This is a genomic window from Aeromonas sp. R5-1 (assembly GCF_040908265.1).
Taxonomy (GTDB): Bacteria; Pseudomonadota; Gammaproteobacteria; order Enterobacterales; family Aeromonadaceae; genus Aeromonas; species Aeromonas caviae.
The window spans coordinates 15,432-39,727 of record NZ_JBFODJ010000059.1; the positions used below are offsets into that span (position 1 = coordinate 15,432).

Below are 24,296 nucleotides of genomic sequence, written 5' to 3' on the forward strand. Positions count from 1 at the left end.
AAAAAAAGCCCCGGCAACTGGCCGGGGCTTTTGGGGTTATGCCGAGGTTCGGCAATTCAACTGGAGCAGGTTCAACTCTCGCAAGGCCACCGAGAACTTGGCGAACTCGTGGGTGCTGGTAGTCTTGAAGTCGGCCAACATATGGGTCCAACGGGACAAGAGCTGCTCATGCTCCGAAATCCAGTCGGCCAGTATGGTAGCGCATTCCCCCTGCTCTTTGCACCCTTCCAGTACCACGGAAGTGAGGCTGCGTTGCTGCCAGTCCAGATCTTCGCGGAAGGAGGCCCGCGCCATCGCCTGCCAGTGGTTGCCCACCGGCTGATGGTTGATCTGCTCGAGGAACCAGTGCAGATCCAGCTTGGCACCGAGACGGTAGTAAACGTTGGCGGCGCGCAGGATGTCGGTCTTGTGCTCCGCGGCGATCTGCGCCAGATCCAGGCAGGAGAACAGGCTGCTCATGTGGGCTACCTGACGGGCAATCTGCTCGGGTACCGCTTTGGCCACCAGGGCCGCGACCGCCTGCTGGTGCTCGGCCACTTCGCTCTCGTCCATCACCTCGTAGAGGTGCTCCGCCAGGGTCTCGAAGGCCGGGCGGAAGAAGGCGATGTTCTCGCCGATGCTCCAGCTGCGGTTGCGGGCACGCAGGAACCAGCGGGTGGCGCGGCGTACAATGCGGCGGCTGTAGAACATCAGCTCGAGCTGGGTGTTGGCATCCACCTGGTTGTCACACCCTTCGATGTCGCGCCACAGGGTATTGAGGCCGAACACCTCGCGGGCCATGGCGAAGCAGCAGGCCACTTCGGCCACCGAGGCACCGGTCTCGTCCTTCATCCGGCTGGCGAAGTTGAGCCCCATGTCGTTGACCAGCATGTTGGCCACCCGGGTCGCGATGATTTCGCCGCGCAGCGGATGCTGGGCAAGGGCCGCACCGAACTGCTGCTGCAGCTGGGTCGGGAAGCTGGTGACCAGCATGTTGGCGAGGAAGGGCTCGTCGGTCACTTCCGGGCAGTTGAGCTGCTCTTTGAGCACCATCTTGCCGTAGGCCACCAGCACCGCCAGCTCGGGACGGGTCAGCCCCTGCCCCGCCGCCATCCGCTCGGAGAGCTCCTCGTCGGTGGGGAGGAACTCGAGGCCGCGGTCCAGCTTGCCTTCCCGCTCCAGCCCCTGGATGAAGCGCTGCTGCTCTTTGAGCTGCTCGGCGCCACGGAACGCCGTGACCGAGATGGACTGGGACTGGCGATAGGCGTTGGTGATGACCACCTGCGCCACCGCATCCGTCATCTCGTAGAGCATCTGGTTGCGCTGCTTGAGGGTCAGATCCCCGGCGGCCACCAGCTGGTTCAGCAGGATCTTGATGTTCACCTCGTTGTCGGAGCAGTCCACGCCGCCCACGTTGTCGGTGAAGTCGGTGTTGATGCGACCACCCTGGCTCGCGTACTCCACCCGGCCGAGCTGGGTGAAGCCCAGGTTGCCACCCTCGCCCACGATGCGGGCACGCAGATCGCGACCGTTGACTCGCAGCACGTCGTTGCTGCGATCCCCGACGTCGGCGTCGCTCTCGCGGGCACTCTTCACATAAGTGCCGATGCCGCCGTTCCAGAGCAGGTCCACGTTCAGACAGAGCAGGGCCTTGATCAGCTCGTTCGGCGCCATGCTGGCCTTGTCAGTGCCGAGCAGGGTCTGCATCTCGGGGCTCAGCTTGATGGACTTGGCCGAGCGCAGGAAGATGCCGCCCCCCTTGGAGATGAGCTCACGGTTGTAGTCATCCCAGCTCGAGCCCGGCAGCTCGAACAGGCGCTTGCGCTCGACGAAGCTCCTGGCCGCATCCGGGGTCGGGTCGACGAAGATGTGCATGTGGTTGAAGGCGCCCACCAGCTGGATGTGCTCGGAGAGCAGCATGCCGTTGCCGAACACGTCGCCGGCCATGTCCCCAATACCCACGCAGGTGAAGTCGGTGGTCTGGCAGTTGATGCCAATCTCACGGAAGTGGCGCTTGACCGATTCCCAGGCGCCGCGGGCGGTGATGCCCATCTTTTTGTGGTCATAGCCCACCGAGCCGCCGGAGGCAAACGCATCGCCGAGCCAGTGGCCGTATTCGAGGCTTATCTCGTTGGCGATGTCGGAGAAGGTGGCGGTGCCCTTGTCGGCCGCCACTACCAGGTAGTAGTCATCCTCGTCGTGACGCACCACGGATTTTGGCGGGATCACCTCGCCGCCGATGATGTTGTCGGTCACATCGAGCAGGCCGCGGATGAACAGACGGTAGCAGGCCTTGCCCTCCTCCTGGATGACGGCACGGGGGGCGCCTGCCGGCATCTGCTTGCAATAGAAGCCGCCCTTGGCGCCCACCGGCACAATGACGGTGTTCTTCACCTGCTGGGCTTTCACCAGACCCAGCACTTCGGTGCGGAAGTCCTCCTTGCGATCGGACCAGCGCAGGCCGCCACGGGCCACCTTGCCCCAGCGCAGGTGTACCCCTTCCACTCGCGGGGAGTAGACGAAGATCTCGAACTTCGGCAGCGGCAGCGGCATGTCGGTGATGCTGGAGGGGGCCAGCTTGAAGGAGATGTAGGGCTTGATGTTGCCCGCCTTGTCCAGCTGGTAGTAGTTGGTGCGCAGGGTGGCGTCGATCATCTCCACATAGCGGCGAATGATGCGATCGTCATCCAGGTTGGCGACCTGATCCAGCTTGGCGGCGAGCTGCTCATGCAGCTTGGCGGATGCCTTGGCATCTTGCGATGGCACCTTGGCGTCCTGCTTGCCGGCCGGATCCAGACGCTGTTCGAACAGAGTGAACAGCAGCTCTGCGATATCCGGATAACGGGTCAGGGTCTCCTCGATATAGGACTGACTGAAGGAGACGCCGGTCTGGCGCATGTATTTGGCATAGGCCCGCAGCACGGATACCTGACGACCGGTGAGGCCGGCCCCCAGCACCAGACGGTTGAAGCCGTCATCTTCCAGGGTCTTGTTCCAGATGGCGGCGAAGGCCTGCTGGAAGCGCTGCTGGCTCTGCTCCAGATCGAACGGTTGCTCGCCCCGCAGCAGCATGGAGAAATCGAGGATCCAGAACACCTCGCCGGTGGGGGTCCGTACCTGATACGGGGTCTCGCCGATGACGCGCAGTCCCATGTTTTCCAGCATGGGCAGGACGTCGGAGAGGTGGATGGGTTCGCTTCGGTGGAACAGCTTGAGGCGTACCCGGCGATCGTTCTCCTCCTCCTGGGCGCGGTAGAACAGCATGCCAAGCGGCTCGGCCTCGCTCAATCCATCCAGGGCCATGATGTCCGCGACGGCAGAGCCCGGCAGCACATCTTCCTTGTAGGCACGGGGGAAGGCGGTGCTGAAACGGCGGCGCAGCTCGTTACCGCGGGCCTCGCCATAGTGGGAAAGCAGCACGGAATCCAGGCGGTCATCCCAGCTGCGGGCCGCTTCAATCAGGTTGTTCTGTACTTCGTTCACATCCACATCCACGTTGTTGTTGTTGACCCGCACTATGTAGTGGGTCCGTGCCAGCACGCCCTCGGTGAAGTAGACGTTGAACTCCACATCGATGCTGCTGCCAAAATATTTCTGCAAAATCTGCTGGGTCTTGACCCGCAGCGCCGTGTTGTAGCGCTCCTTGGTGACATAGACCATGCAGGAGAAGAAGCGGCCGTAGACGTCGCGGCGCACGAACAGGCGCAGCATGTCCCGCTCCTGCATCTCCAGCACGCCGAGACCGGTGGCCAGCAGCTCCTCTTCACGGGCCTGGATCAGCTCGTCGCGCGGGTAGGTTTCCAGCACGTTCAGCAGCGCCTTGTAGGCATGAGAGCCCGATTCAAAGCCGGAGGCGGCCATGATGCGCTCGAGGCGGTGGCTGATGAGGGGGATCTGGGTCGCACTGGTGTTGTAGATGGAGGAGGCATACAGGCCGATGAAGCGATCCTCTCCCACCACCTTGCCGTGCTCGTCGAAGCGCTTGATGCCGATGTAATCCACATAGGCCGGACGATGCACCCGGGACTTGCTGTTGGACTTGGTGAGGATCAGCAAGTCGGAACTGAGGGCCGCGTGACGGGCGCTGGCGGGCATGGTGCCGAGGCGCTGGCCTTCGTCCTTGATGGAGTTCTTCATCAGCCCCAGGCTGGACTCGGGCTGCGGCAGGATCTCGTGATCCCCCTCCACCGCCTTGACGTCGTAGCGACGATAACCCATCAGGGTGAAGTTGTGGGCGGCCACCCATTTGAGGAAGGCGACGCAGGAGTCCACCTCGGCCTGGCTGACCGGGTTCTTGCGTTTGGGCAGCTCCTCGATGATCTCGTTCAGGCGCGTCAGCATGGGCTGCCAGTCTCCCACCGCCAGGGCCACTTCCCGCGCCACCGAGTTGAGCTCGGCAGTCAGGGCGTCCATCTCCTCTTCACCGGTCAGGTGATCGATTTCGATGAGGAAGGCGGTTTCCACCGAGGTCTGCTCTGCGGTGTTGTCCAGATCCAGGATGGCGCCAATCTTGCCGCCTTCGCCGCGGATCAGGTGCAGCGGCTGGTGCAGCATCATGTGGGCGGTGATATTGAGACGCTTGAGGGCCATGCGGATGGAGTCCACCAGGAAGGGGGAATCCTGCAGGATGATCTCGACGATGGTATGGGGAGACTGCCATCCGTGGCGGGTCAGCTCGGGGTTGTAGACCCGGATATAGGGCTCGATGCCGGTACGGTGGTTGAGGGCATTCCACAGACTGAGGGCGGCGCCATAGAGATCGCTGTCATTGCGGTCATGCAGATCAGTGCTGGCCATGTTGCCGTAGAACTTGGCAACGAAACATTCGACCAGGGAGGCACTGTTTTTCGGCAATTTCTGGTGGATCAGACTGAGAACGTTTTCGAGCAGAACGGAGGTAGGGGCGTCTTTCAATGCCATTGCTAGTTTCCTTATCGGACGACATCACAGACACGGCGACATCCACCCAGGATGCCCACCGGTACAGAGTTGCAGCGAAGTGTAATGGCTTGGATCAAGGAAGGCGAGCAAAGGTGATAACGGGATGTTAAAAACAAGGGACAGATCACGGCTTGGGTTGTGATAAATTTTGCCAAGTTGGCAAAATTCAGAAAATCCCACTGGATGCCGCGCCATTTGCCGGATAGATAGTGACTTAAAGCAGATAATTACCCGGATTGATGTTCAAGTTTTGTTAATTTATGCGTTCCAGGGAAATGAAGCGATGATCGTCCTGGGTTTTCAGTCGAAAGTAGCCGTGAACGCCGCTCTCCGACACAAAACGCCGGATTTTCTCCAACCCCAGCTCCAGGGTCAGACCCTGCTCGGTACGTACCACCAGGCGGTTCACCTGCCCCTGGTACATCAACATGATCTCGTCGCGGCCAAGGGAGAGCCGAAAAGTGTATTGCCTCATGTCACCTCCTGGTCATCCATGAAAAACGGGCAGGAAAGCCAGGCTCCCCTGCCCGCCGTCGCGGCGCTTACTGTGCCAGCGCCTTGCTCACCTTCTCGAACAGATCCCGCGCCAGCCCGTCCAGGTTGGCCAGGCGGGTCAGCTCGGCGCGAACCAGCGCCTTGCGCCCCTCATCGAGCCGCTTGAACTGGATAAGCGGGGTGATGAGGCGGGACGCCACCTGGGGATTGACCTCGTTGAGCTCGATCAAGAGATCGGTCAGGAAGCGATAGCCGCTGCCATCGGCGGCGTGGAACTGCACCTGGTTGTTCATGGCGAAGCTGCCGATGAGCGCCCGCAGCCGGTTCGGGTTGCGGATGCTGAAGGTCGGGTGCGCCATCGCCTGCTTCACGTCATGGAGCACATCCTTGGCCGGCTTGGCCCCCACCAACCGCAGCCAGTTGTCCAGTACCAGGCCATCATGGGCCCATTTGCCTTCGAAGTCGGCCAAGAGCGCGGCGCGGCACGGCAGCAGATGGCTGTTGGCCACCTGGAGCGCCGCCAGGGTGTCGGTCATGTTGTCGGCAGCCTCGTACTGCTCGCGCACCAGGGTATCGGCCTTCGCGGCATCCAGCGCCGCCAGATAACCCAGCACCACGCCCTTGAGGGCCCGTTTGGCCATGTCGGCATGGACCACCTGATAAGCCGGCAGACGCAGGCTCTCGTAGCACGCCAGCAGGCGGTCGCCGAAGGCGTGGGCCAATGCGGTCTGGATCCCGTTGCGCACCTGGTGGATGGCGTCGATATCGGCCACCTCGAACAGCTCGGCCAGGGTCGCCTCTCCCGGCAGGGCCAGGATCTCTGCCTTGAGGGCGGGATCCAGTGCAGCCTCGTCCAGAATGGCGACAAAGGCCGCCAGCAGGGTGTGGGAGAGTTCAACCCCCTGCCCGTGCTGGACCCGCGCCACCCCGTCGATCACCGCCTTGTTGATCAGCATCTGGGCGGCGTCCCAGCGGGCAAACTCGTTGCGGGCATGACGCATCAGGAAGGCCAGGGCCTCGTCGCTGTAGTCATAGTGCAGCTTGACCGGGGCGGAGAAGTCTCGCAGCAGGGAGGGTATCGGTCTGACCGGCACTCGATCGAATTCGAACGTCTGCTGTGCTTCCAGCACGTCCAGCACATTGCCGATGGCCTTGCCCTGGTATTGCAGCGCAATGACGGCACCCTGTGCATCGTAGAGCTCGATGTCGAGGGGGATATGCAGCGGCAGCTTTTGTGGCTGATCCTGGGTCGGCGGCGTGTGCTGGCTCACGTGCAGACGATAGACACCGCTTTCGGCATCGTATTCGTCGGTCACGGTGAGCTCGGGGGTGCCGGACTGGCTGTACCAGCGGCGGAAGCGAGCGAGATCCACCCCGGAGGCATCCTCCATCGCCTGCACGAAGTCGTCGCAGGTGGCAGCAGAGCCGTCGTGACGCTCGAAGTAGAGTCGCATACCCGCCTGGAAGGCGTCCTCCCCCAGCAGGGTGTGCATCATGCGGATCACTTCAGAGCCCTTCTCGTAGACGGTCAGGGTGTAGAAGTTGTTCATCTCGATCACCACATCCGGGCGGATGGGGTGGGCCATGGGGCCGGCATCTTCGGCAAACTGCGGACCGCGCACGGTGCGCACGTTGTTGATGCGGTTGACGCCGCGCGACCCCAGATCGGAGGAGAACTCCTGATCCCGGAACACCGTCAGTCCCTCTTTGAGGCTTAACTGGAACCAGTCGCGGCAGGTGACGCGGTTGCCGGTCCAGTTGTGGAAATATTCGTGGCCGATCACCCGCTCGATGCCGTGGTAGTCCGCATCGGTGGCAGTGGCCGGGTTGGCCAGCACGAACTTGGAGTTGAAGATGTTGAGCCCCTTGTTCTCCATGGCCCCCATGTTGAAGAAGTCCACCGCCACGATCATGTAGATGTCGAGGTCATACTCGAGGCCGAAACGCTGCTCGTCCCAGCGCATGGAGTTGATGAGGCTCTCCATGGCGAAACCGGCGCGGTCCAGGTTGCCCTTGTCCACGAAGATCTCGAGCGCCACCTGGCGGCCGCTTTTGGTAATGAAGTGGTTGCGCTCCACGTCGAAGTCACCGGCCACCAGGGCAAACAGGTAACTCGGTTTGGGGAAGGGATCCTGCCACTGCACGAAGTGGCGACCGTCGTCCAGATCGCCGCTCGCGACCTTGTTGCCGTTGGAGAGCAGATAGGGGTACTTGGCCTTGTCTGCGGTGATGCGGGTACTGTAACGGGCCAGGATGTCCGGCCTGTCCATGTAATAGGTGATACGACGAAATCCCTCGGCCTCGCACTGGGTGCAATAGGCATCGCCGGATTTGTAGAGCCCCTCCAGCGCCGTGTTGGCGGCGGGATCAATGTCGGTGACCACGGTCAGCACGCACTCGGCCGGCAGGTTGAACAGGGTCAGGCTGCTCTCTCCCTGCTCGTATTGCTGATAGGGCACGCCATCCACACTGACGCTGACAAGGTCAAGCCCCTCGCCGTCCAGCACCAGGGGTTCATTGTGATCGCCGCTGCGACGCAAACGGGAGATGGCGGTGACCCGGGTCAGGGGCTCTTGCAGCTGAAAATCGAGATCCAGACTGTCACACCAATAGAGGGGAGCCTGGTAATCCTGGCGATATTTGGCCGTCATGGCCTGAGGTTGTTCAGTCATTATTGTCTGCTTCCACGCTTTGTTATTGACGTGTCAGAGGCTGTCACAAGGCTCGGACAGGGTCAAATAGTTTGCATTCAGGCAAAAGAAAGGGCGACCCGAGTCGCCCTTGTCATTTCGTTGCCAGCATCAGCTCTTCTTGCTGAGGGTGGCCAGATCCGCCGTGATGTTGGCCGCTTCCACCTGGTATTCGTCAGGTGCCTCGAAATCGGTCGGCAGTTCATCCAGGCTCTTCACCGTCGGCTTGCCAAGACGGGTCAGTCGCTCGTTGGCTCGCGCCAGCGCCTTCTCGTCCTGTTTGGCCTGTTCAGCCAGCCGCTCGGCTTCGTTCAGGGAGACCGACTTCTTGTCCTTGTCCGCCTGATACTCCTTGATGTCCTGCAGCACATAGGCAAATTCCGGATCCTTGGTGATCCGCGCCTCGTGGGCCGATTTCAGCTTGGGCAGCAGGCTGGAGAAGTCCCCCAGTCGCTCGTAGCTGGCCGAGGCAATCTTGTCCCAGGGCAAGGCGTTGAACTCGCGGCTCTCCCCCGTCTCACCCGGCGCCACTGCGGTCGGGAAGGCGATATCGGGAGCAACCCCCTTGTTCTGGGTGCTGCCGCCATCGATACGGTAGAACTTGGCGATGGTGTACTGCACGTGACCCAGCGGCTGCTCGTAGAAGTCATAGACCTTGGCGAGGCTGCGATGCTGCTGCACCGTCCCCTTGCCGAACGAGTTTTCGCCGAGGATCAGCGCACGACCATAGTCCTGCATGGCGGCAGCGAAGATCTCGGAGGCCGAGGCGCTGTAGCGGTCGATCATCACCGACATGGGGCCACCGTAGTAGACATTGCCGTCGTCGTCGCCATTGACGGTGATGCGACCCATGTGATCACGGATCTGCACCACGGGGCCGCTGGCAAAGAAGAGACCGCTCAGGGCGGAAGCTTCCGTCAGGGCACCGCCACCGTTGCCGCGCAGATCGACGATGAGGCCGTCGATCTTCTGCTTGTTGAGGCTGGAGATCTCCTTGATCACGTCGTCGTGCAGGTTGACGTAGAAGCTCGGGATCTCGAGCACGCCGATCTTCTTGCCCTCGGCGGTGATCACCTTGGACTTGGCGGCTCTGTCTTCCAGACGCACCTTGTCACGCACCAGCTCCACCAGCTCTGTCTTGGCGGTCGCGCCCTTGCCGCGCTGGATCTCCAGCTTCACCTTGCTGCCCTTGGGTCCCTTGATGAGCTCGACCACGTCGTCAAGACGCCAGCCTATGACATCCACAATCTTGCCGTCGTCCTGTCCCACCCCGGTGATCTTGTCATCGGGTTTCAGGTGATTGGACTTGGCCGCCGGGCCACCGGGCACGAGGGAGCGGATGACGGTGAAGTCATCTTCCGCCTGCAGCACGGCACCAATCCCCTCCAGCGAGAGGTTCATCTCGGTGTTGAACCGATCGGCGCTGCGCGGAGACAGATAGCTGGTGTGCGGTTCGATGGCGCGGGCGAAGGAATTCATGAAGAGCTGGAACACGTCCTCGCTCTCGGTCTGGGACATCCGCTTGATGGCGTTGTTGTAACGCTTGCCAAGCAGCTCCTTGATCTCGGGCCACTCCTTGCCGCTGAGCTTGAGGCTCAGGGCATCGAACTTGACCCGCTGACGCCACAGCTCGTTGAGCTCGGCTTCATCCTTGGGCCAGGGAGCCCCTTCCCGATCGAAGACATAATTGTCTTTCTGGGTAAAATCGAAGGGAGTGTCGAGCAGTTTGAGGGCGTATTCGAACCGCTCGTACCGCCGCTGCTGACTCAGGTTGAACATCTCGTAGGCCGGAGCCAGTCGCCCTCGCTCGAGGTCGGTGTCAAAACCGGTACGATATTTCTCAAAACGGCTGATGTCAGAGGCCAGAAACAGGTTGCGGCTGTAGTCCAGATTCTCCAGATACTTGTCAAAGATCACGGAGGAAAAGGCGTCGTCCAGCTTGAACTGTTTGTAGTGGGAGCGGGTAAACAGATTGGCAATTCGCTTGCTGGCCGTAGCATGTTGGCTCTCTTGAGCCAACACAGGCAAATCACTTTCCTTGAGCACCGGCTCGATGGCCTGTGCGAGCCCGGCAAGCGCCAGGCTACAGGCAACGAGTGAAAAACGAATCACGCCATGCTTCAACATTCGTCTCCTTAGAGAACCAGATGCTCGAACTTGACCCGCAACATCATGCCGGTCTGCAATTGAACCTGTACGTCATCCTTGCTCACTTCCTTGATGGTCGCAGGCACAGGGGACTTGCCCAGCACGACGCGCACGCCCTGCTCGACTTTCAGGGTAGCGGCATCCACTTTCACCAGCGGCGCATCGGCGACCGGTGCAGCCTTGGGAGCAGGGGCGGACTTGGGCTTGTCGGAGCGGGGAGCGTCAGCCTTGCGCGGCGCGTTGCGACGCGGCTGCTTGGGCTTGTCTTCCTTCTCCTTGGTGTTGGTGCGGCGGCTGGCAAAGACACGTTCCTTGCTCTCCTTGAGCGCCTGTTTGGCATGCTCGATGTGCTCTTCGGTGAGCAGCTCGCCCGGGTTGCCGTCCAGATCGACACGGGCCTGGCCAGCCTTGAGGCCATGCAGGTAACGCCAGCTGGAGGTGTATTGACGCAGAGCAGAGCGCAGCATGGTCTTGGAGACTCTCTCGTCATCAGCAAGACGCGCGGCCAGATCCTGGAAGATGCCAATCTTGAGTGGCTTGGCCTCTCCTTCAGCGATGAAGCAGGCCGGGAATTTCTCGACCAGGTAGGCGACGATCTCTTTACTGTTCTTCAGCTTTTCAGTGTTTTCCATGTATAACCTTGGCTTTCATATAGACGCACGGGCATGCCCGAACACAACAAAGGCCCCATTATAGAGAGCTTGGGACCTTTTGCGAACCATCTAGCAATGACTTAGAGCATGCTTTCCAAAATTTGCACCGTTTCTTCGAGGCCAATCCGGTCCTGCTCGTCAAAGCGGTTAAAGATTGGACTGTCGATGTCCAGCACCCCGATGATCTCCCCGCCACGGCGCAGCGGGATCACGATTTCCGAGTTGCTGGCACCATCGCACGCAATGTGCCCCGCGAACTGGTGCACGTCGTCCACCAGTTGGGTCTTGCCCTCGGCAACCGCAGTGCCACAGACGCCGCGCCCGACCGGGATGCGCACACAGGCTGGCTTGCCCTGGAACGGGCCGAGCACCAGGGTCTCGCCCTGCAGCAGGTAGAAACCAACCCAGTTGATGTCAGCCAGTTCCTGATTGAGCAGGGCAGACAGGTTTGCCAGGGTGGCGATCATGTCGGGTTCGCCCTCCAGCAATGCCTGGGCCTGCTGGTTGAGCGTGCGATAAAATGCTTGTTTTTCAATCATGATTAAATGAACTTCACTCCTTGATAATCAATGCAAGGTACCGTCCTGCCTGAAAATTTCAAATCAATTTTCAATTATCCCCCCTCCTGGGGCCCGATGAGAGTCCGTTCAACGTGCCGCGCCCAACGTCAGTTGATGGCGCTGGCCATTGCTCCACTCGATGGTCAGGAGCCAGTCCATCGCCTCGGTCGTACAACTTCCCACCTGGGTCACCCCTCGCCACCCCGTTTGGCTGGGTTCAAACAGCACGGGGATGAGCCCCATGAACATCTCCTTGCCCTCGAGCCAGGCCTTGACCGGCGTGATGGCCGGCACACCCCCTTGAAGGCGCAGGACAAAGTCATGTTCAGGGCGGATCGGCAAGCCATCGATGCTGACCGTCAGCGGGCGATCCCCGACGATGAGGCGGCAGGGGCTGTGGGACAGATCACAAATCTGAACATTGGTGCCCTCTGCATGGTCGCTTCCTGTGCCTGAAAACCAGGTTCGATAGGCCATCAGGGAGAGCAAAATGACCAGCACCATGGACAGGTGGACGATTTTGCGTGAAGTGAGTCTCTCTTTCATGAAAAAACAGCTCTGTAAGGTACGTAGAAAATGTAATTTTCGTGATCTGGCTCAAGGTAAAAACTGGCGGACATGAGACCCGCTGGAGCCAAATATATCACTGTTTGTACTGTTATTTTACCGGTCATTTCAGTATCATTCTCAATGGATTTTCATTTAACCACCTTTTGCTTTTCCTTTTATTAACAGATGTTAACGAGGGGATTTTGCAAAACCGGGGTGAAAATGGCCCAGGACACCGGGCAACACTAACAACAGCATCGGAAGCGGAATACAACGATGAGCCATACAACAAACCACCCTGAGTACAACTACACCGTTGTGCGCCAGTTCACCGTCATGACGATTGTCTGGGGTATCGTCGGCATGTCGGTGGGTGTATTGATTGCAGCCCAGTTGATCTGGCCTGCCCTCAACTTCGACACCCCCTGGCTGACGTACAGCCGTCTGCGTCCCCTGCATACCAATGCGGTCATCTTCGCATTTGGTTGCAGCGCCCTGATGGCCACCTCCTTCTACGTGGTGCAACGCACCTGTCAGGTCCGGCTGTTTGGTGGTCCCCTCGCCTCCTTCGTGTTCTGGGGCTGGCAGGCGATCATTCTGTCTGCAGCCATCTCGCTGCCGCTGGGGTACACCACCTCCAAAGAGTACGCCGAGCTGGAGTGGCCCATCGACATCGCCATCGCCGTGGTCTGGGTGAGCTATGCCATCGTCTTCTTCGGCACCTTGGTCAAGCGCACCACCTCCCACATCTATGTGGCGAACTGGTTCTTCGGTGCCTTCATCATCACGGTGGCCGTACTGCACATCGTCAACAACATGGAAGTGCCGCTCTCCGGCATGAAGTCCTACTCCATGTACTCCGGTGCCATGGATGCCATGGTGCAGTGGTGGTATGGCCACAACGCAGTGGGCTTCCTGCTGACAGCGGGCTTCCTTGGCATGATGTACTATTTCGTGCCCAAGCAGGCGGGTCGCCCCGTCTACTCCTACCGCCTCTCCATCGTGCACTTCTGGGCGCTGATCTCCCTCTATATCTGGGCCGGTCCGCACCACCTGCACTATACCGCCCTGCCTGACTGGGCCCAGTCGCTGGGCATGGTGATGTCCCTCATCCTGTTCGTGCCCTCCTGGGGCGGCATGATCAACGGCATCATGACCCTCTCGGGTGCCTGGCACAAGCTGCGTTATGACCCCATCCTGCGCTTCCTGATCGTCTCCCTGTCGTTCTACGGCATGTCGACCTTCGAAGGCCCCATGATGGCGATCAAGACCGTCAACGCCCTCTCCCACTACACCGACTGGACTATCGGTCACGTTCACTCCGGTGCCCTGGGCTGGGTTGCCATGGTGTCCATCGGTGCCGTCTACCACCTGATCCCGAACCTGTTCGGGCAGGGGCGCATGTACAGCATCAAGCTCATCAACGTCCACTTCTGGCTGGCCACCGTGGGCACCGTGCTCTATATCGTCGCCATGTGGATTTCCGGTGTGATGCAGGGTCTGATGTGGCGTGCGGTCAACGACGACGGCACCCTGACCTACAGCTTCGTGGAGGCGCTGCAAGCTTCCTATCCCTTCTACTTCGTGCGCTTCCTGGGTGGCTGCTTCTTCGTCACCGGCATGCTGCTGATGGCCTACAACGCCTATCGCACCGTCACTGCGCCCAAGGGTTCTCTGGAACCCGTCGCACAGCCAGCCTGATTTGAAGGGGTTTAAAGCATGAGCAACAACAACCGTCACGAGATTTTTGAAAAAAGCGTCCCCATGCTGGTCATTGGCATCATCTTCGCCATCAGCCTGGGGGGCCTGGTGGAAATCACCCCCCTGTTCTTCCAGAAGCAGACCAACGAGCCGGTGGAGGGCCTCAAGCCCTACACCGCCCTGCAGATGGAAGGACGCGACATCTACATCCGCGAAGGCTGCACCGTCTGCCACAGCCAGATGATCCGCCCGTTCCGCGCCGAGACCGAACGCTACGGCCACTACTCGGTTGCCGGCGAGAGCGTGTGGGAGCACCCCTTCCTATGGGGCTCCAAGCGTACCGGCCCGGATCTGGCCCGGGTCGGCGGCCGCTACTCCGATGACTGGCATCGCGCCCACCTCATCAACCCGCGCGACGTAGTGCCCGAGTCCAACATGCCGGCCTTCCCCTGGCTCGAGACCAATGTGCTGAGCGGCGAGCTGACCGGCAAGAAGCTGGCTCTGTTCCGGGATCACTTCGGCGTGCCCTATACCGATGCCGACATCGCCGGTGCCGGTGAGGCCGTCAAGGGCAAGACCGAGCTGGATGCGCTGATCGCCTATCTGCAATCACTGGGCCATGCCCTGAAATAAGGAGTCGGGATATGGATTACGGCACATTTCGCGGCCTGTACACCCTGCTGCTGATGGTCATCATGATTGGCATCATCGTCTGGGCCTACAGCAAGCGCCGCAAGGCTTCTTTCGACGAGGCCGCCAACCTGGTTTTTGCCGATGACGAGCAACCCAGTGCTGATAACAAGAACGCAGGAGCGAAGCAATAATGAGCACTCTGTTTAGCATTTTTGTGACCGTCATAAGCCTTGGCACCATTCTCGGCTGCTTCCTGCTGCTGGCCTGGTGCATGAAGGACAAGATGGGGGCCGAAGAGGGCAAACCCATGGGTCACACCTTCGACGGCATCGAGGAGATCAACAATCCCCTGCCGAAGTGGTGGTCCTATATGTTCCTCTTCTTCATCGTCACCGGGCTCATCTACCTGCTCGCCTTCCCGGGCCTTGGCAACTTCAAGGGTCTGCTGGGCTGGCAGAGCTCCAACCAGGATGTACGTTCCCTGGCCGAGTCCAAGGCAGCGGCGGCTTCCGCCAAGGCCGAAGGACGCGCGGTGGAATACGATCGGGAACTTGCCAAGGCCGACGAGATCTACGGCGCCAAGTTCCGCGAGCTGACCTATCAGGCTGACGGCAAGAGCTACAAGGAGATCACCGAGATCGCCAAGGATCCGGAAGCCCTGAAGGTGGGTCAGCGCCTGTTCCTGCAAAACTGTTCCCAGTGTCATGGCTCCGATGCCCGCGGTGGCCGCGGTTTCCCGAACCTGACCGACAGCGAATGGCAGTGGGGCGGCGCACCCGACCAGATCAAGACCACCATCATGGGCGGTCGTCAGGGGATCATGGCCGCTTGGGGCGAGATCCTGGGTCAGGACGGGGTGAAGGAGGTGGCCTCCTATGTGCTGAGCCTCTCCGGTCGCAAGGTTGATCTGGTGGAAGCCAAGAAAGGGGAAGCACGCTTTGCCATGTGCGCCGCCTGCCACGGCCCGGATGCCAAGGGCGGCATCGCCTTCGGCGCCCCCGACTTGACCAACAACATCTGGCTCTATGGCGGCTCCCGTCAGGTGGTCGAACAGACCATCACCCACGGTCGTCACGGCGTGATGCCGGCCTGGAAGGACATTCTGGGGGAAGACAAGGTACATCTGCTCGCCTCCTACGTTTACAGCTTGTCCCACAACGATCGGCAAAATCAGCAGTAACATGTGATAAGCACGTGATTAATCAGCAAAAAGCCTCGACTCTTCGAGGCTTTTTGTTATCTTGTGTTGGCTGAATTACCGCCATTTCGTTAACCATTTGTTTCGGTAGCATCATGACCCAACCCTGGTATCGCCAATTCTGGCCCTGGTTCATCATCGCCCTCCCCTGCGCCGCCGTGGTAGGCAGCATCGCCACCGCCATCATTGCCAGCAAGGATGGGGTCAACCTGGTAGCGGAGGACTACTACAAGCAGGGCAAGGAGATTAATCAGGATCTCAGCAAGTTCGATCGCGCCGAGGCGCTCGGCATCCGTATCGCCCTCAATGTCAGCGACAAGGAGCTGACGTTAAATCCACTGTCCGGGGATTTCCCCCTCGGGCAGGCACTGCACCTCTCCCTGTTTCATCCCACGTTGGCGGGCCTGGACAGCGAACATCTGCTGACGGCCGATGGCAAGGGAGTCTATCGCCTGATGCTGGACAAGCCCCTCACCGGCAAGTGGCACGTGCGGGTCGATGCCTTCAACCATGAATGGCGCCTCCAGGAGACGGCACAACTGCCGACTCAGGCAGCGATTGAGCTCGATCCCAAGGGACGTTGAATCACGAAGGCAGGGTGATCGGCACGCCGGTCAGCCACCCTTCTCCCCGACCCGGCCTGCTGGGCTGCATCAAAGAGGGATGATCACCATGACCGGCTGTTTTCACTGTGGTGAACCGGTTCCCACTGGCAGTAACTTTACTCTCGAGATCAAAGGCATCGTTCAGCCGATGTGTTGCCCTGGCTGTCAGGCCGTGGCACAGACCATTCTCGAATGCGGCCTCGCCAGTTATTACGAACACCGCACCGCTCCCGGCATCAAGGGGGAACTGGTGCCCGAAGAGCTCGCCGCCCTCACCCACTACGATCTGGCGGAGGTGCAGCAGGAGTTCGTCACCGACACCGGTACGGGTCGCGAAACGACGCGCGAGATCCAACTGACGGTGGAAGGTTTGACCTGCGCCGCCTGTGCCTGGCTCATCGAGCGGCACCTGATGACCCTGCGCGGTCTGCGTTACATCAACGTCAATACCACCACCCATCGCGCCCGCATCAAGTGGGATCCGGCCCAGCTCTCTTTGAGCGACATTCTCAAGGGCTTTGCCAGGGTCGGCTATCGCGCCTATCCCTTCCAGACTCATCAGCAGGAAGCGCTCTACGCCAAAGAGGTGCGCAGCTACATGTTCCGCATGGCGCTGGCCGGCCTTGGCTCCATGCAGGTGATGATGTGCGCCGTAGCACTCTACATGGACCTCTTCATCAGCGTGGAAGAGGAGTTCATGATCTACTTCAAGTGGATAAGCCTTCTGCTCTCCACCCCCATCATGATCTACTCGGCCCAGCCTTTTTACGTGGGGGCATGGCGCAGCCTGAAGCAGGGGCACCTCTCCATGGATGTTTCGGTGTCGCTGGCACTGATCGGCGCCTTCGTCGCCTCCATCTGGGCCACGGTCTTCAACACGGGTGAGGTCTATTACGACTCCATCACCATGTTCGTCTTTTTCCTGCTGTTGGGCCGTCTGCTGGAACTGCGAGCGAGGCGCAAGGCGTCGGAGTCGAGCTCCAACCTGGCGCGCCTGGTACCCATCATGGCAACCCGCATCGATGATGACGGCGAACACGAGGTGGCCGCCAAGACGCTGCGAGTCGGAGACAGGGTGCGGGTACTCGCGGGGGCCACCCTGCCGGCAGACGGCATCGTCACCCTGGGCCAGGCCAGCCTCAACGAATCCATGCTGACTGGCGAACAGTTGCCTCTGCTCAAACAGGCCGGAGATCCCGTCTATGCAGGCACCATCAACACCGATGCCCCCCTGGAGATCCGGGTCAGCCATTCCATTGAAGAGTCGCGCCTGGCCCAGATCATGCGCCTGCAGGATCATGCTCTGGACGACAAGCCCGCCATCGCCCAGCTGGCGGACGTGCTGTCGCGCCACTTTATCCTGGTGCTCCTGATCATTGCGGCCGGGGTCTGGACCTTCTGGCATTTTCATGAGCCCGAGCGGGCCTTCTGGGTCACCCTGGCGGTGCTGGTGGCGACCTGCCCCTGCGCCCTCTCGCTGGCCACCCCGACCGCACTGACCTCGGCCACTGCCAACCTGACCCGCAGCGGCATCCTACTGCGCCGCGGCCACGTGCTGGACATTCTGACCCGGGCCAACCGCATCGTGATGGACAAGACGGGGACCCTGACCACGGGCAACATCAGCCTGGTGAGCACCCAGCCCCTCGGCGAGCTCGACGCAGCCCGCTGCCTCGCCCTCGCCCAGGCCCTGGAGACCTATTCCGAGCATCCCATCGCCCGTGCGTTTCGAAGCAAACCACTGGCGGACGGGGTGCCGCTCGCCGCCAGCGACGTCACCCCCGTCATCGGCCACGGCGTGCAGGGAGTAATTGAGGGCAAGCATTACCGCATCGGCAGTGCACGCTGGCTCGAACTGGCGCAAGAAGAGAATGCCGCTCAAGGGCTGACCATCTATCTGGCCGATGAACACGGACTGCTGGCCCGTTTCATCCTGGCCGACACGCTGCGCCCCGATGCCGGTGCACTGATCCAGGCCTTCAAGGAGGCAGGCCTGCAAACCACCATTCTCACCGGCGACGGTTCGGACCAGGCGGACATGCTGGCCCGCGAGCTGGGGGTCGATGAGCTGGTAAAAGGGGTCACCCCGGACGGCAAGCTGGCCTATCTCAAGGCCCGGGAAGCGGCCGGGGATATCAGCATCATGGTGGGAGATGGCATCAACGACGCCCCTGTGCTGGCCGGCGCCCACGCGTCCTTTGCCATGGCGGGGGGCACGGATCTGGCCAAGAACAGTGCCGACGCCATCCTGCTGGCCGACGATCTCTCCCGTCTGCTGGCCGCCCGGGCCCTGGCCCTGCGCACTCGCAAGATCATCAAGGAGAACTTTGCCTGGTCCATCGGCTACAACCTGCTTGTGCTGCCGCTGGCTGCAAGTGGCTGGCTCCCCCCTTATCTGGCGGCTGCTGGCATGTCCCTGAGCTCCCTCATCGTGGTCACCAACTCCATGCGGCTCAACCGGTGAGCAGCCATCTGGCATCCTCCCGGGTGGCGGCACCTCTTGCCTCGCCGGGTTATCATCCCCCTTTCACCACAGGGTCCACGCCATGAACATTATCTTCGTCCTCATCCCCATCGCCATCCTGTTCGTTGTCATTGCCGGCGCCGTCTTCTTCTGGGCCATCCGCTCCGAGCAGTTCGAGGATCTCGACAGGCAGGGCTCCAACATCCTGTTTGACGAGGAGCAGCGCCCCTTGCCCCCCTCTGAACAACAAGCAGAACAGGAAAACAGGCCCCATGACCAGCAGCCTTGACCTCATGGGCGCCCTGCTGGTCGGGCTTGCCGGTGCCGGCCACTGTATCGGCATGTGTGGCGGCGTGTCCGCAGCGCTCTCCATGGCCATACCTGCCGAGAAGCAGCATTTTTGGGGCAGGCTCGGTTATCTGCTCAACTACAACCTGGGGCGCATCCTGAGCTATGTGCTGGCGGGCGCGCTGGTGGGCGGCTTGCTCGCCACCACCACGGAGATAGGCGCTGGCAAACACGCCCTGGCAGGGCTTCGCCTCATCGCCGCCCTGCTGATGATAGCGCTCGGCCTCTACTTGGCTGGCTGGTGGCATGGCGTCTTGCTGCTCGAGCGCATCGGTGCGAAGTTCTGGCCTCTCATCAAGCCGCTGGCAGGCAGGTTTCTCCCGTTTACATCAGCCAGGCAGGCCCTCCCCTTTGGCATGATATGGGGCTGGCTCCCTTGCGGCCTCGTCTACTCCATGCTGACCTGGAGCGCTGCCGCAGGCTCCGCGAGTGGCGGGGCACTCATCATGCTCTTTTTCGGCCTCGGCACCCTGCCGACCCTGTTTGCGCTAGGGGGGCTGGCAGACCGATTGCGCTACTGGCTCACCCTGCGCAGCCTGCGCCTTGGGGGCGCCTTGCTGCTTATTGCCTACGGGATCCACACCCTCTGGATCGGGATGGCGTCCTTTTGAAACCCTATCCAAAACGGATGAGATGGTGGTAAACTTGTTTGATATAAATCAATTATTCATTTGAGCCTATGATCCCGGACAAGAAACCTGGCAGACGTATTCAGAGCGGTGGCTGTGCAATTCATTGCCAGGATTGCAGCATCAGCCAGCTCTGCATCCCCTTCACCCTGAACGATAACGAGCTCGATCAGCTCGACAGCATCATCGAGCGCAAAAAGCCGTTCCAGAAGGGTGAAGAGTTGTTCAAGGCCGGCGATGAGCTCAAGTCGCTCTATGCCATACGTTCCGGGACCATCAAGTCATACACCATCACCGAACAGGGTGACGAACAGATCACCGCCTTCCACCTCGCCGGTGATCTGGTCGGTTTCGACGCCATCCACAAGCAGGCCCACCCCTCCTTCGCCCAGGCGCTGGAAACCGCCATGGTGTGCGAAATACCGTTCGATGTGCTCGACGACCTCTCTGGCAAGATGCCCAAACTGCGCCAGCAGATCATGCGGCTGATGAGCAACGAGATCATGGGCGACCAGGAGATGATACTGCTGCTCTCCAAAAAGAACGCCGAAGAGCGCCTCGCTGCCTTCCTGCACAATCTCTCGGTTCGTTTCTCCGAGCGCGGCTTCTCCGCCAAGGAGTTCCGCCTCTCCATGACCCGTGGAGACATCGGCAACTACCTCGGTCTCACCGTCGAGACCATCAGCCGCCTGCTGGGCCGTTTCCAGAAATCCGGTCTCATCAGCGTCAAAGGCAAATACATTACTGTACTGGACAACGTTGCCTTGGGCGTCATGGCCGGAGCCACTCGTCCTCCCTGCGGTTAATCCCCGTTTATTCCTTTTTTGCCGGATCGGATCACCCTGAAATTTGATCCGGCACACCTTGCCGTCTCCCCCCTTGGACTAAGCTGTAATAGCTAAAGAGTTGCCATCATTGGCCTTTTTACCAAGGAGGAGAACATGGTCAAGTACCGAAACATTCTGGTGGTGATCAATCCCGAGGAGGAGCGCCAGATCGCGCTCGAGCGCGCGGTCAAGGTCGCCGAGCTGGATGAGGGCGCCCAGCTGACCCTGCTCCTGACGATTTACGACTTCTCTTACGAGATGACCGCCATGCTCTCGGCAGACGAGCGGGAAGAGATGCGCCATGGTGTCATCGCCCAGCGTCGGGAGTGGCTCGACGAGATCCTAACTCCCTATCGGGCCAGAGGGCTGGAATGCGAAGTGAAAGTGCTTTGGCACAACCGTCCCTTCGAGTGCGTCATTCAGGAAGTGCTGGAACAGCGTCACGATCTGGTCGTCAAGGCGACTCACAAACACTCCTTCCTGCAAACCTTCATCTTCACCCCCACCGACTGGCACCTGCTGCGCAAATGCCCCTGTCCGGTTCTGCTGGTAAAAGAAGGGCACTGTCAACGGGGGGGCAACCTGATTGCCGCCATCAACTGCTCGAGCGATGACAAGGAGCAGAAGGTGCTTAACGAGCGGATCACCCGCGAGGGGATCGCCATCGCCGAGCTGCTTGGTGCCAGTCTCTATCTGGTCAACACCTACCCGGGCACCCCGGTCAATGTCGCCATCGAACTGCCAGAGTTCGATCCCAACGCCTACAACGATGCCATTCGCAAACACCATGAAGATCTGCTGCGGGAACATGCCGATCAATTCGGCATCAACCACATGTGGACCAAGGTGGCGGAAGGCTTGCCGGAGGAGGTGCTGCCGGACATGGCGGACGATCTGAATGCCACCCTGATGATCATGGGATGCGTCGGCCGTACCGGCCTCTCTGCCGCCCTGCTTGGCAACACCGCCGAGCACGTGGTGGACAGGCTCAACTGCGACATTCTCATCCTCAAACCCGACGATTACAGCTGCCCTGTGGATGACAGGCGTCATCCTGCATAAGCGTTTCTTGCCCTCCCCCGGGACATGGCTATAATAAGCCGCTTATTTTTGTCCCGGGTTTGAGGCCATGCTAGAAGAGCTTAACGCCAAAGAGAAATACAGTTTCAACAAGCTGCAGAAACGTCTGCGGCGCAACGTGGGCCAGGCCATCGCCGACTTCAACATGATTGAAGAGGGTGACAAGATCATGGTCTGCCTGTCTGGCGGCAAGGACAGCTTTGCCATGCTCGACATCCTGATGAGCCTGAAGGCCAGCGCCCCCATCCATTTCGATCTGGTGGCCGTCAACCTGGATCAGAAGCAACCCGGCTTCCCCGAGCACGTGCTGCCCGAATACCTGAGCACTCTCGGCATCGACTTCAAGATCGTGGAAGAAGATACCTATTCCATCGTCAAGGAGAAGGTACCGGAGGGCAAGACTACCTGCGCGCTCTGCTCCCGCCTGCGCCGCGGCATTCTGTATCGCACCGCCCAGGAGCTGGGCTGTACCAAGATCGCCCTTGGCCATCACCGTGACGACATCCTCGAGACCCTGTTCCTCAACATGTTTTACGGTGGCAAGCTCAAATCCATGCCCCCCAAGCTGGTGAGCGACGATGGCAAGAACGTGGTGATCCGCCCCCTGGCCTACTGCAAGGAGAAAGATCTGGTGCGCTATGCCGAGGTCAAGGCCTTCCCCATCATCCCCTGCAACCTGTGCGGCTCCCAGGAGAACCTGCAGCGCCAGGCCATCAAGCAGATGATGCAGGAGTGGGATCGCCGCTTCCCAGGCCGTCTCGAGACCATGTTCACCGCCATTCAGGACGTGATCCCGAGCCACCTGCTCGATCACCAGCTGTTTGACTTCAAGAGCATCAATCGCGACTCCGGCATCATCGACGGTGGCGACAAGGCATTTGATCCGCCCGAGCTGCCCAAGGCGCCGCTGCTGGACATCGACGAGATGGACATGCTGGACGTGATTGAGGTGCGCTAAGCCCCGTCACCCACAAAAAAGGAGCGCCAGGCGCTCCTTTTTTCATTCTGGCAATCTGCGGACTCGGGTCGCTACTCCTTGTGTAGCCAGGGGGTCAGGCGCAGGATCTCCCCTTGCAGTTGCAGCTTGCCCTGGGCAAACCCCTTCAGCTGCGCATTGCTGAGCAGCAGTTGCCCCTGCTGCCAGGAGACGGCCTCCTGACGGGCACCCTCCACAAGGTAGGCTGTGCCTGCGGGCGCCACCATGGAGATTCGCACCCCTTCCATCTTGGGCAGGAAATACTGGCCGACCATGCCGGCCATCTTGTCGAGCAATCGCTGCATCTGCTGCTGACGCGAGACAAGTTCGGCCAGCGGCACCTCGGGTGTGGCGGGGGCGTCAGCCATCACCTGTACCGACAGATCACAGGCGGCGTGGGCCTCGGTGAGCCCCACCACCACGATCGCCTTGTCGAGGTTGAGATCATCGTCATAGGGCAGACGCAGTTCGCCATCCACCGTGACCTCGGCGGGCACATCCCTGTCCGGGGTCGAGACCCGGGCCGAGGTGAGCCCGCAGCGCCGACCGTTCTGTTGACTGGCCAGATAAAAGCCCAGTCTGGCGTGGCCAAATTCCCCCTTGGCGAAGGTCTTCATCTGGCTGTAGAAGGTGCCGTAGTCGAGTTCAAGGGACGGCTCAGCCTGTCCCAGCATGGGCATCAGCAGGAGCGCCGCCATCCCGTATCGCTTGTTCATATGCCATCCTTTTGCATCATGCTCCGGGCGGGTCGACACCGGCTGACCCCTGGTATTCCATTATGCGTTGAAATGATCCGGGCCCTGCCCGTCGTTGCCACTGGCAACCTCGGTCACTTCGACTGCCACCCCACACAGATCCCGGTAGAGAATGCCCTTGCAGTTGAAGTAGAGCGGCGCCACCCAGATAAGTCCCAGCCCCATGGGGATGAGCGCCAGGAAGAAGAGTGCCAGCATGACCCCGTGCAGCAGCACTATGCTGGGCCAGCCCCGGGCAAAGAGCTTGAGGGAGACCAGAATGGCCTGAGCCGGGGAAAGACCGCGCTCCAGCACCAGAGGTACGGTAAACACCAGCCCCATGCCCACCAGGGCGGAAGGGATGAAGGCCAGCATCACAGGCACACCCAGCAGCTCGAACAGGGGTCCAAACAGGCTGGTGATGAGGCTGCCGAGCAGACTCAGGCTGCCCAGGCGCAGGAAGTGGCGGAAGAAGTCGAACACCTGGCTCGGCCGGGCGCGTACCCCCACCGACTGCTGCAACCCCAGCATGTCGAGGGAGGAGGTCATGGGTGACATGATCACCGTGGCCAGCAGGCTCAGGATCAGGGCCATATCCATATCCCCTCCTTCACGGGCGACATAGGGCGTCAGCAAGGTATTGCTCAGCAGGATCCAGATTGCCATGACCCCGGCGATGGCCAGCGCCAATCCGAAACCGGTGCGACGAGTCTGTTGCCACCCCTCTTTCAACACCCCTTGCAGGTCCAGACGATATCCCTGGCTGAGGGACTGTTCGAGGGTTCCACCGATCCGCATTCTATTACTCAATTGACTGTCCAACATTCACTGACGACTGATCCAAGGTGGCACATTATAGCGGTTTGAACCGGCATGCGTAGCCGTTTTTCCTGTTATCTTCCGTTCAGAAAGCCATTGATACCAAAGGCCTTGCAGCCCTACTTGATGAAGTTCCCCTCACCCTTGGCCCCTCTGTCCAACGGGAGTAGGATGTTGACATCCTCCCCCACCTTAGCGCTTCGCGTCACAGGAGGGGGATTCCCATTACTGGGTGATAGCTGCTCGCGCAGTACCGGGTTCCTGCTT

The 24,296-nt window shown here is 60.5% G+C and carries 20 protein-coding genes; 11 read left to right on the forward strand and 9 right to left on the reverse strand.

Annotation, left to right across the window (positions count from 1 at the left end):
* Positions 1 to 36 precede the first annotated feature (36 nt).
* The 7 genes from AB5Y64_RS09225 to AB5Y64_RS09255 all read right to left on the reverse strand — a co-directional run bounded on the left by AB5Y64_RS09225 (position 37) and on the right by AB5Y64_RS09255 (position 12,012).
* Positions 37 to 4,899 (reverse strand): NAD-glutamate dehydrogenase, encoded by a 4,863-nt coding sequence (locus AB5Y64_RS09225; protein WP_124814390.1) that lies wholly within the window; start codon positions 4,897 to 4,899, stop codon positions 37 to 39.
* Positions 4,900 to 5,173: 274 nt separating this feature from the next.
* Positions 5,174 to 5,395, reverse strand: coding sequence for a DUF2835 family protein (locus AB5Y64_RS09230; RefSeq protein WP_010674767.1), 222 nt, complete (start codon positions 5,393 to 5,395; stop codon positions 5,174 to 5,176).
* Between the two features lie 67 nt (positions 5,396 to 5,462).
* On the reverse strand, positions 5,463 to 8,087 hold the full coding sequence (gene pepN / locus AB5Y64_RS09235; protein ID WP_368203662.1) for an aminopeptidase N: 2,625 nt from the start codon (positions 8,085 to 8,087) through the stop codon (positions 5,463 to 5,465).
* A gap of 129 nt (positions 8,088 to 8,216) precedes the next feature.
* Positions 8,217 to 10,232: a carboxy terminal-processing peptidase gene (prc, locus tag AB5Y64_RS09240; protein ID WP_045524882.1), complete on the reverse strand. Its 2,016-nt coding sequence runs from the start codon at positions 10,230 to 10,232 to the stop codon at positions 8,217 to 8,219.
* Between the two features lie 8 nt (positions 10,233 to 10,240).
* Positions 10,241 to 10,885 carry an RNA chaperone ProQ gene (gene proQ, locus AB5Y64_RS09245; RefSeq protein ID WP_103243113.1) on the reverse strand — a complete coding sequence of 215 codons (645 nt, stop codon included), beginning with the start codon at positions 10,883 to 10,885 and terminating at the stop codon, positions 10,241 to 10,243.
* A 101-nt stretch (positions 10,886 to 10,986) separates the two neighbouring features.
* Positions 10,987 to 11,445 (reverse strand): GAF domain-containing protein, encoded by a 459-nt coding sequence (locus AB5Y64_RS09250; protein ID WP_010674771.1) that lies wholly within the window; start codon positions 11,443 to 11,445, stop codon positions 10,987 to 10,989.
* A 108-nt stretch (positions 11,446 to 11,553) separates the two neighbouring features.
* Positions 11,554 to 12,012 (reverse strand): hypothetical protein, encoded by a 459-nt coding sequence (locus AB5Y64_RS09255; protein WP_103243112.1) that lies wholly within the window; start codon positions 12,010 to 12,012, stop codon positions 11,554 to 11,556.
* 279 nt (positions 12,013 to 12,291) lie between these two features.
* Here AB5Y64_RS09255 and ccoN point away from each other — a divergent pair, with 279 nt between their 5' ends.
* The 11 genes from ccoN (at position 12,292) to ttcA (ending at position 22,458) form a co-directional block, all read left to right on the forward strand.
* Positions 12,292 to 13,716: a cytochrome-c oxidase, cbb3-type subunit I gene (gene ccoN, locus AB5Y64_RS09260; protein ID WP_010674773.1), complete on the forward strand. Its 1,425-nt coding sequence runs from the start codon at positions 12,292 to 12,294 to the stop codon at positions 13,714 to 13,716.
* 18 nt (positions 13,717 to 13,734) lie between these two features.
* Positions 13,735 to 14,349: a cytochrome-c oxidase, cbb3-type subunit II gene (ccoO, locus tag AB5Y64_RS09265; RefSeq protein ID WP_010674774.1), complete on the forward strand. Its 615-nt coding sequence runs from the start codon at positions 13,735 to 13,737 to the stop codon at positions 14,347 to 14,349.
* An 11-nt stretch (positions 14,350 to 14,360) separates the two neighbouring features.
* Positions 14,361 to 14,540 carry a CcoQ/FixQ family Cbb3-type cytochrome c oxidase assembly chaperone gene (locus tag AB5Y64_RS09270; protein WP_010674775.1) on the forward strand — a complete coding sequence of 60 codons (180 nt, stop codon included), beginning with the start codon at positions 14,361 to 14,363 and terminating at the stop codon, positions 14,538 to 14,540.
* Positions 14,540 to 15,529 carry a cytochrome-c oxidase, cbb3-type subunit III gene (ccoP, locus tag AB5Y64_RS09275; protein ID WP_010674776.1) on the forward strand — a complete coding sequence of 330 codons (990 nt, stop codon included), beginning with the start codon at positions 14,540 to 14,542 and terminating at the stop codon, positions 15,527 to 15,529. Before AB5Y64_RS09270 ends, ccoP begins: the two co-directional genes overlap by 1 nt.
* A 113-nt stretch (positions 15,530 to 15,642) precedes the next feature.
* On the forward strand, positions 15,643 to 16,131 hold the full coding sequence (locus AB5Y64_RS09280; RefSeq protein WP_010674777.1) for a FixH family protein: 489 nt from the start codon (positions 15,643 to 15,645) through the stop codon (positions 16,129 to 16,131).
* Between the two features lie 88 nt (positions 16,132 to 16,219).
* On the forward strand, positions 16,220 to 18,616 hold the full coding sequence (locus tag AB5Y64_RS09285; protein WP_029314548.1) for a heavy metal translocating P-type ATPase: 2,397 nt from the start codon (positions 16,220 to 16,222) through the stop codon (positions 18,614 to 18,616).
* An 82-nt stretch (positions 18,617 to 18,698) separates the two neighbouring features.
* Entirely contained in the window at positions 18,699 to 18,905 is a 207-nt protein-coding gene (gene ccoS / locus AB5Y64_RS09290; protein WP_041211434.1) for a cbb3-type cytochrome oxidase assembly protein CcoS, read from the forward strand.
* Positions 18,889 to 19,575, forward strand: a complete 687-nt coding sequence (locus tag AB5Y64_RS09295; RefSeq protein ID WP_010674780.1) for a sulfite exporter TauE/SafE family protein — start codon at positions 18,889 to 18,891, stop codon at positions 19,573 to 19,575. Before ccoS ends, AB5Y64_RS09295 begins: the two co-directional genes overlap by 17 nt.
* A gap of 68 nt (positions 19,576 to 19,643) precedes the next feature.
* On the forward strand, positions 19,644 to 20,399 hold the full coding sequence (locus AB5Y64_RS09300) for an FNR family transcription factor (RefSeq protein ID WP_010674781.1): 756 nt from the start codon (positions 19,644 to 19,646) through the stop codon (positions 20,397 to 20,399).
* A gap of 135 nt (positions 20,400 to 20,534) precedes the next feature.
* Positions 20,535 to 21,482 (forward strand): universal stress protein UspE, encoded by a 948-nt coding sequence (gene uspE, locus AB5Y64_RS09305; protein WP_161470531.1) that lies wholly within the window; start codon positions 20,535 to 20,537, stop codon positions 21,480 to 21,482.
* A gap of 67 nt (positions 21,483 to 21,549) precedes the next feature.
* Positions 21,550 to 22,458 carry a tRNA 2-thiocytidine(32) synthetase TtcA gene (gene ttcA, locus AB5Y64_RS09310; RefSeq protein WP_010674783.1) on the forward strand — a complete coding sequence of 303 codons (909 nt, stop codon included), beginning with the start codon at positions 21,550 to 21,552 and terminating at the stop codon, positions 22,456 to 22,458.
* Between the two features lie 71 nt (positions 22,459 to 22,529).
* Here the strand turns inward: ttcA and AB5Y64_RS09315 are convergent, their stop codons facing one another.
* Together AB5Y64_RS09315 and AB5Y64_RS09320 are read right to left on the reverse strand one after the other, a co-directional pair.
* Positions 22,530 to 23,192 carry a DUF2987 domain-containing protein gene (locus AB5Y64_RS09315; RefSeq protein ID WP_041211435.1) on the reverse strand — a complete coding sequence of 221 codons (663 nt, stop codon included), beginning with the start codon at positions 23,190 to 23,192 and terminating at the stop codon, positions 22,530 to 22,532.
* Positions 23,193 to 23,252: 60 nt separating this feature from the next.
* A complete protein-coding gene (locus AB5Y64_RS09320) occupies positions 23,253 to 24,008 on the reverse strand; it encodes a hypothetical protein (protein WP_161470532.1) in 756 nt (251 codons plus the stop codon).
* Positions 24,009 to 24,296 lie beyond the last annotated feature (288 nt).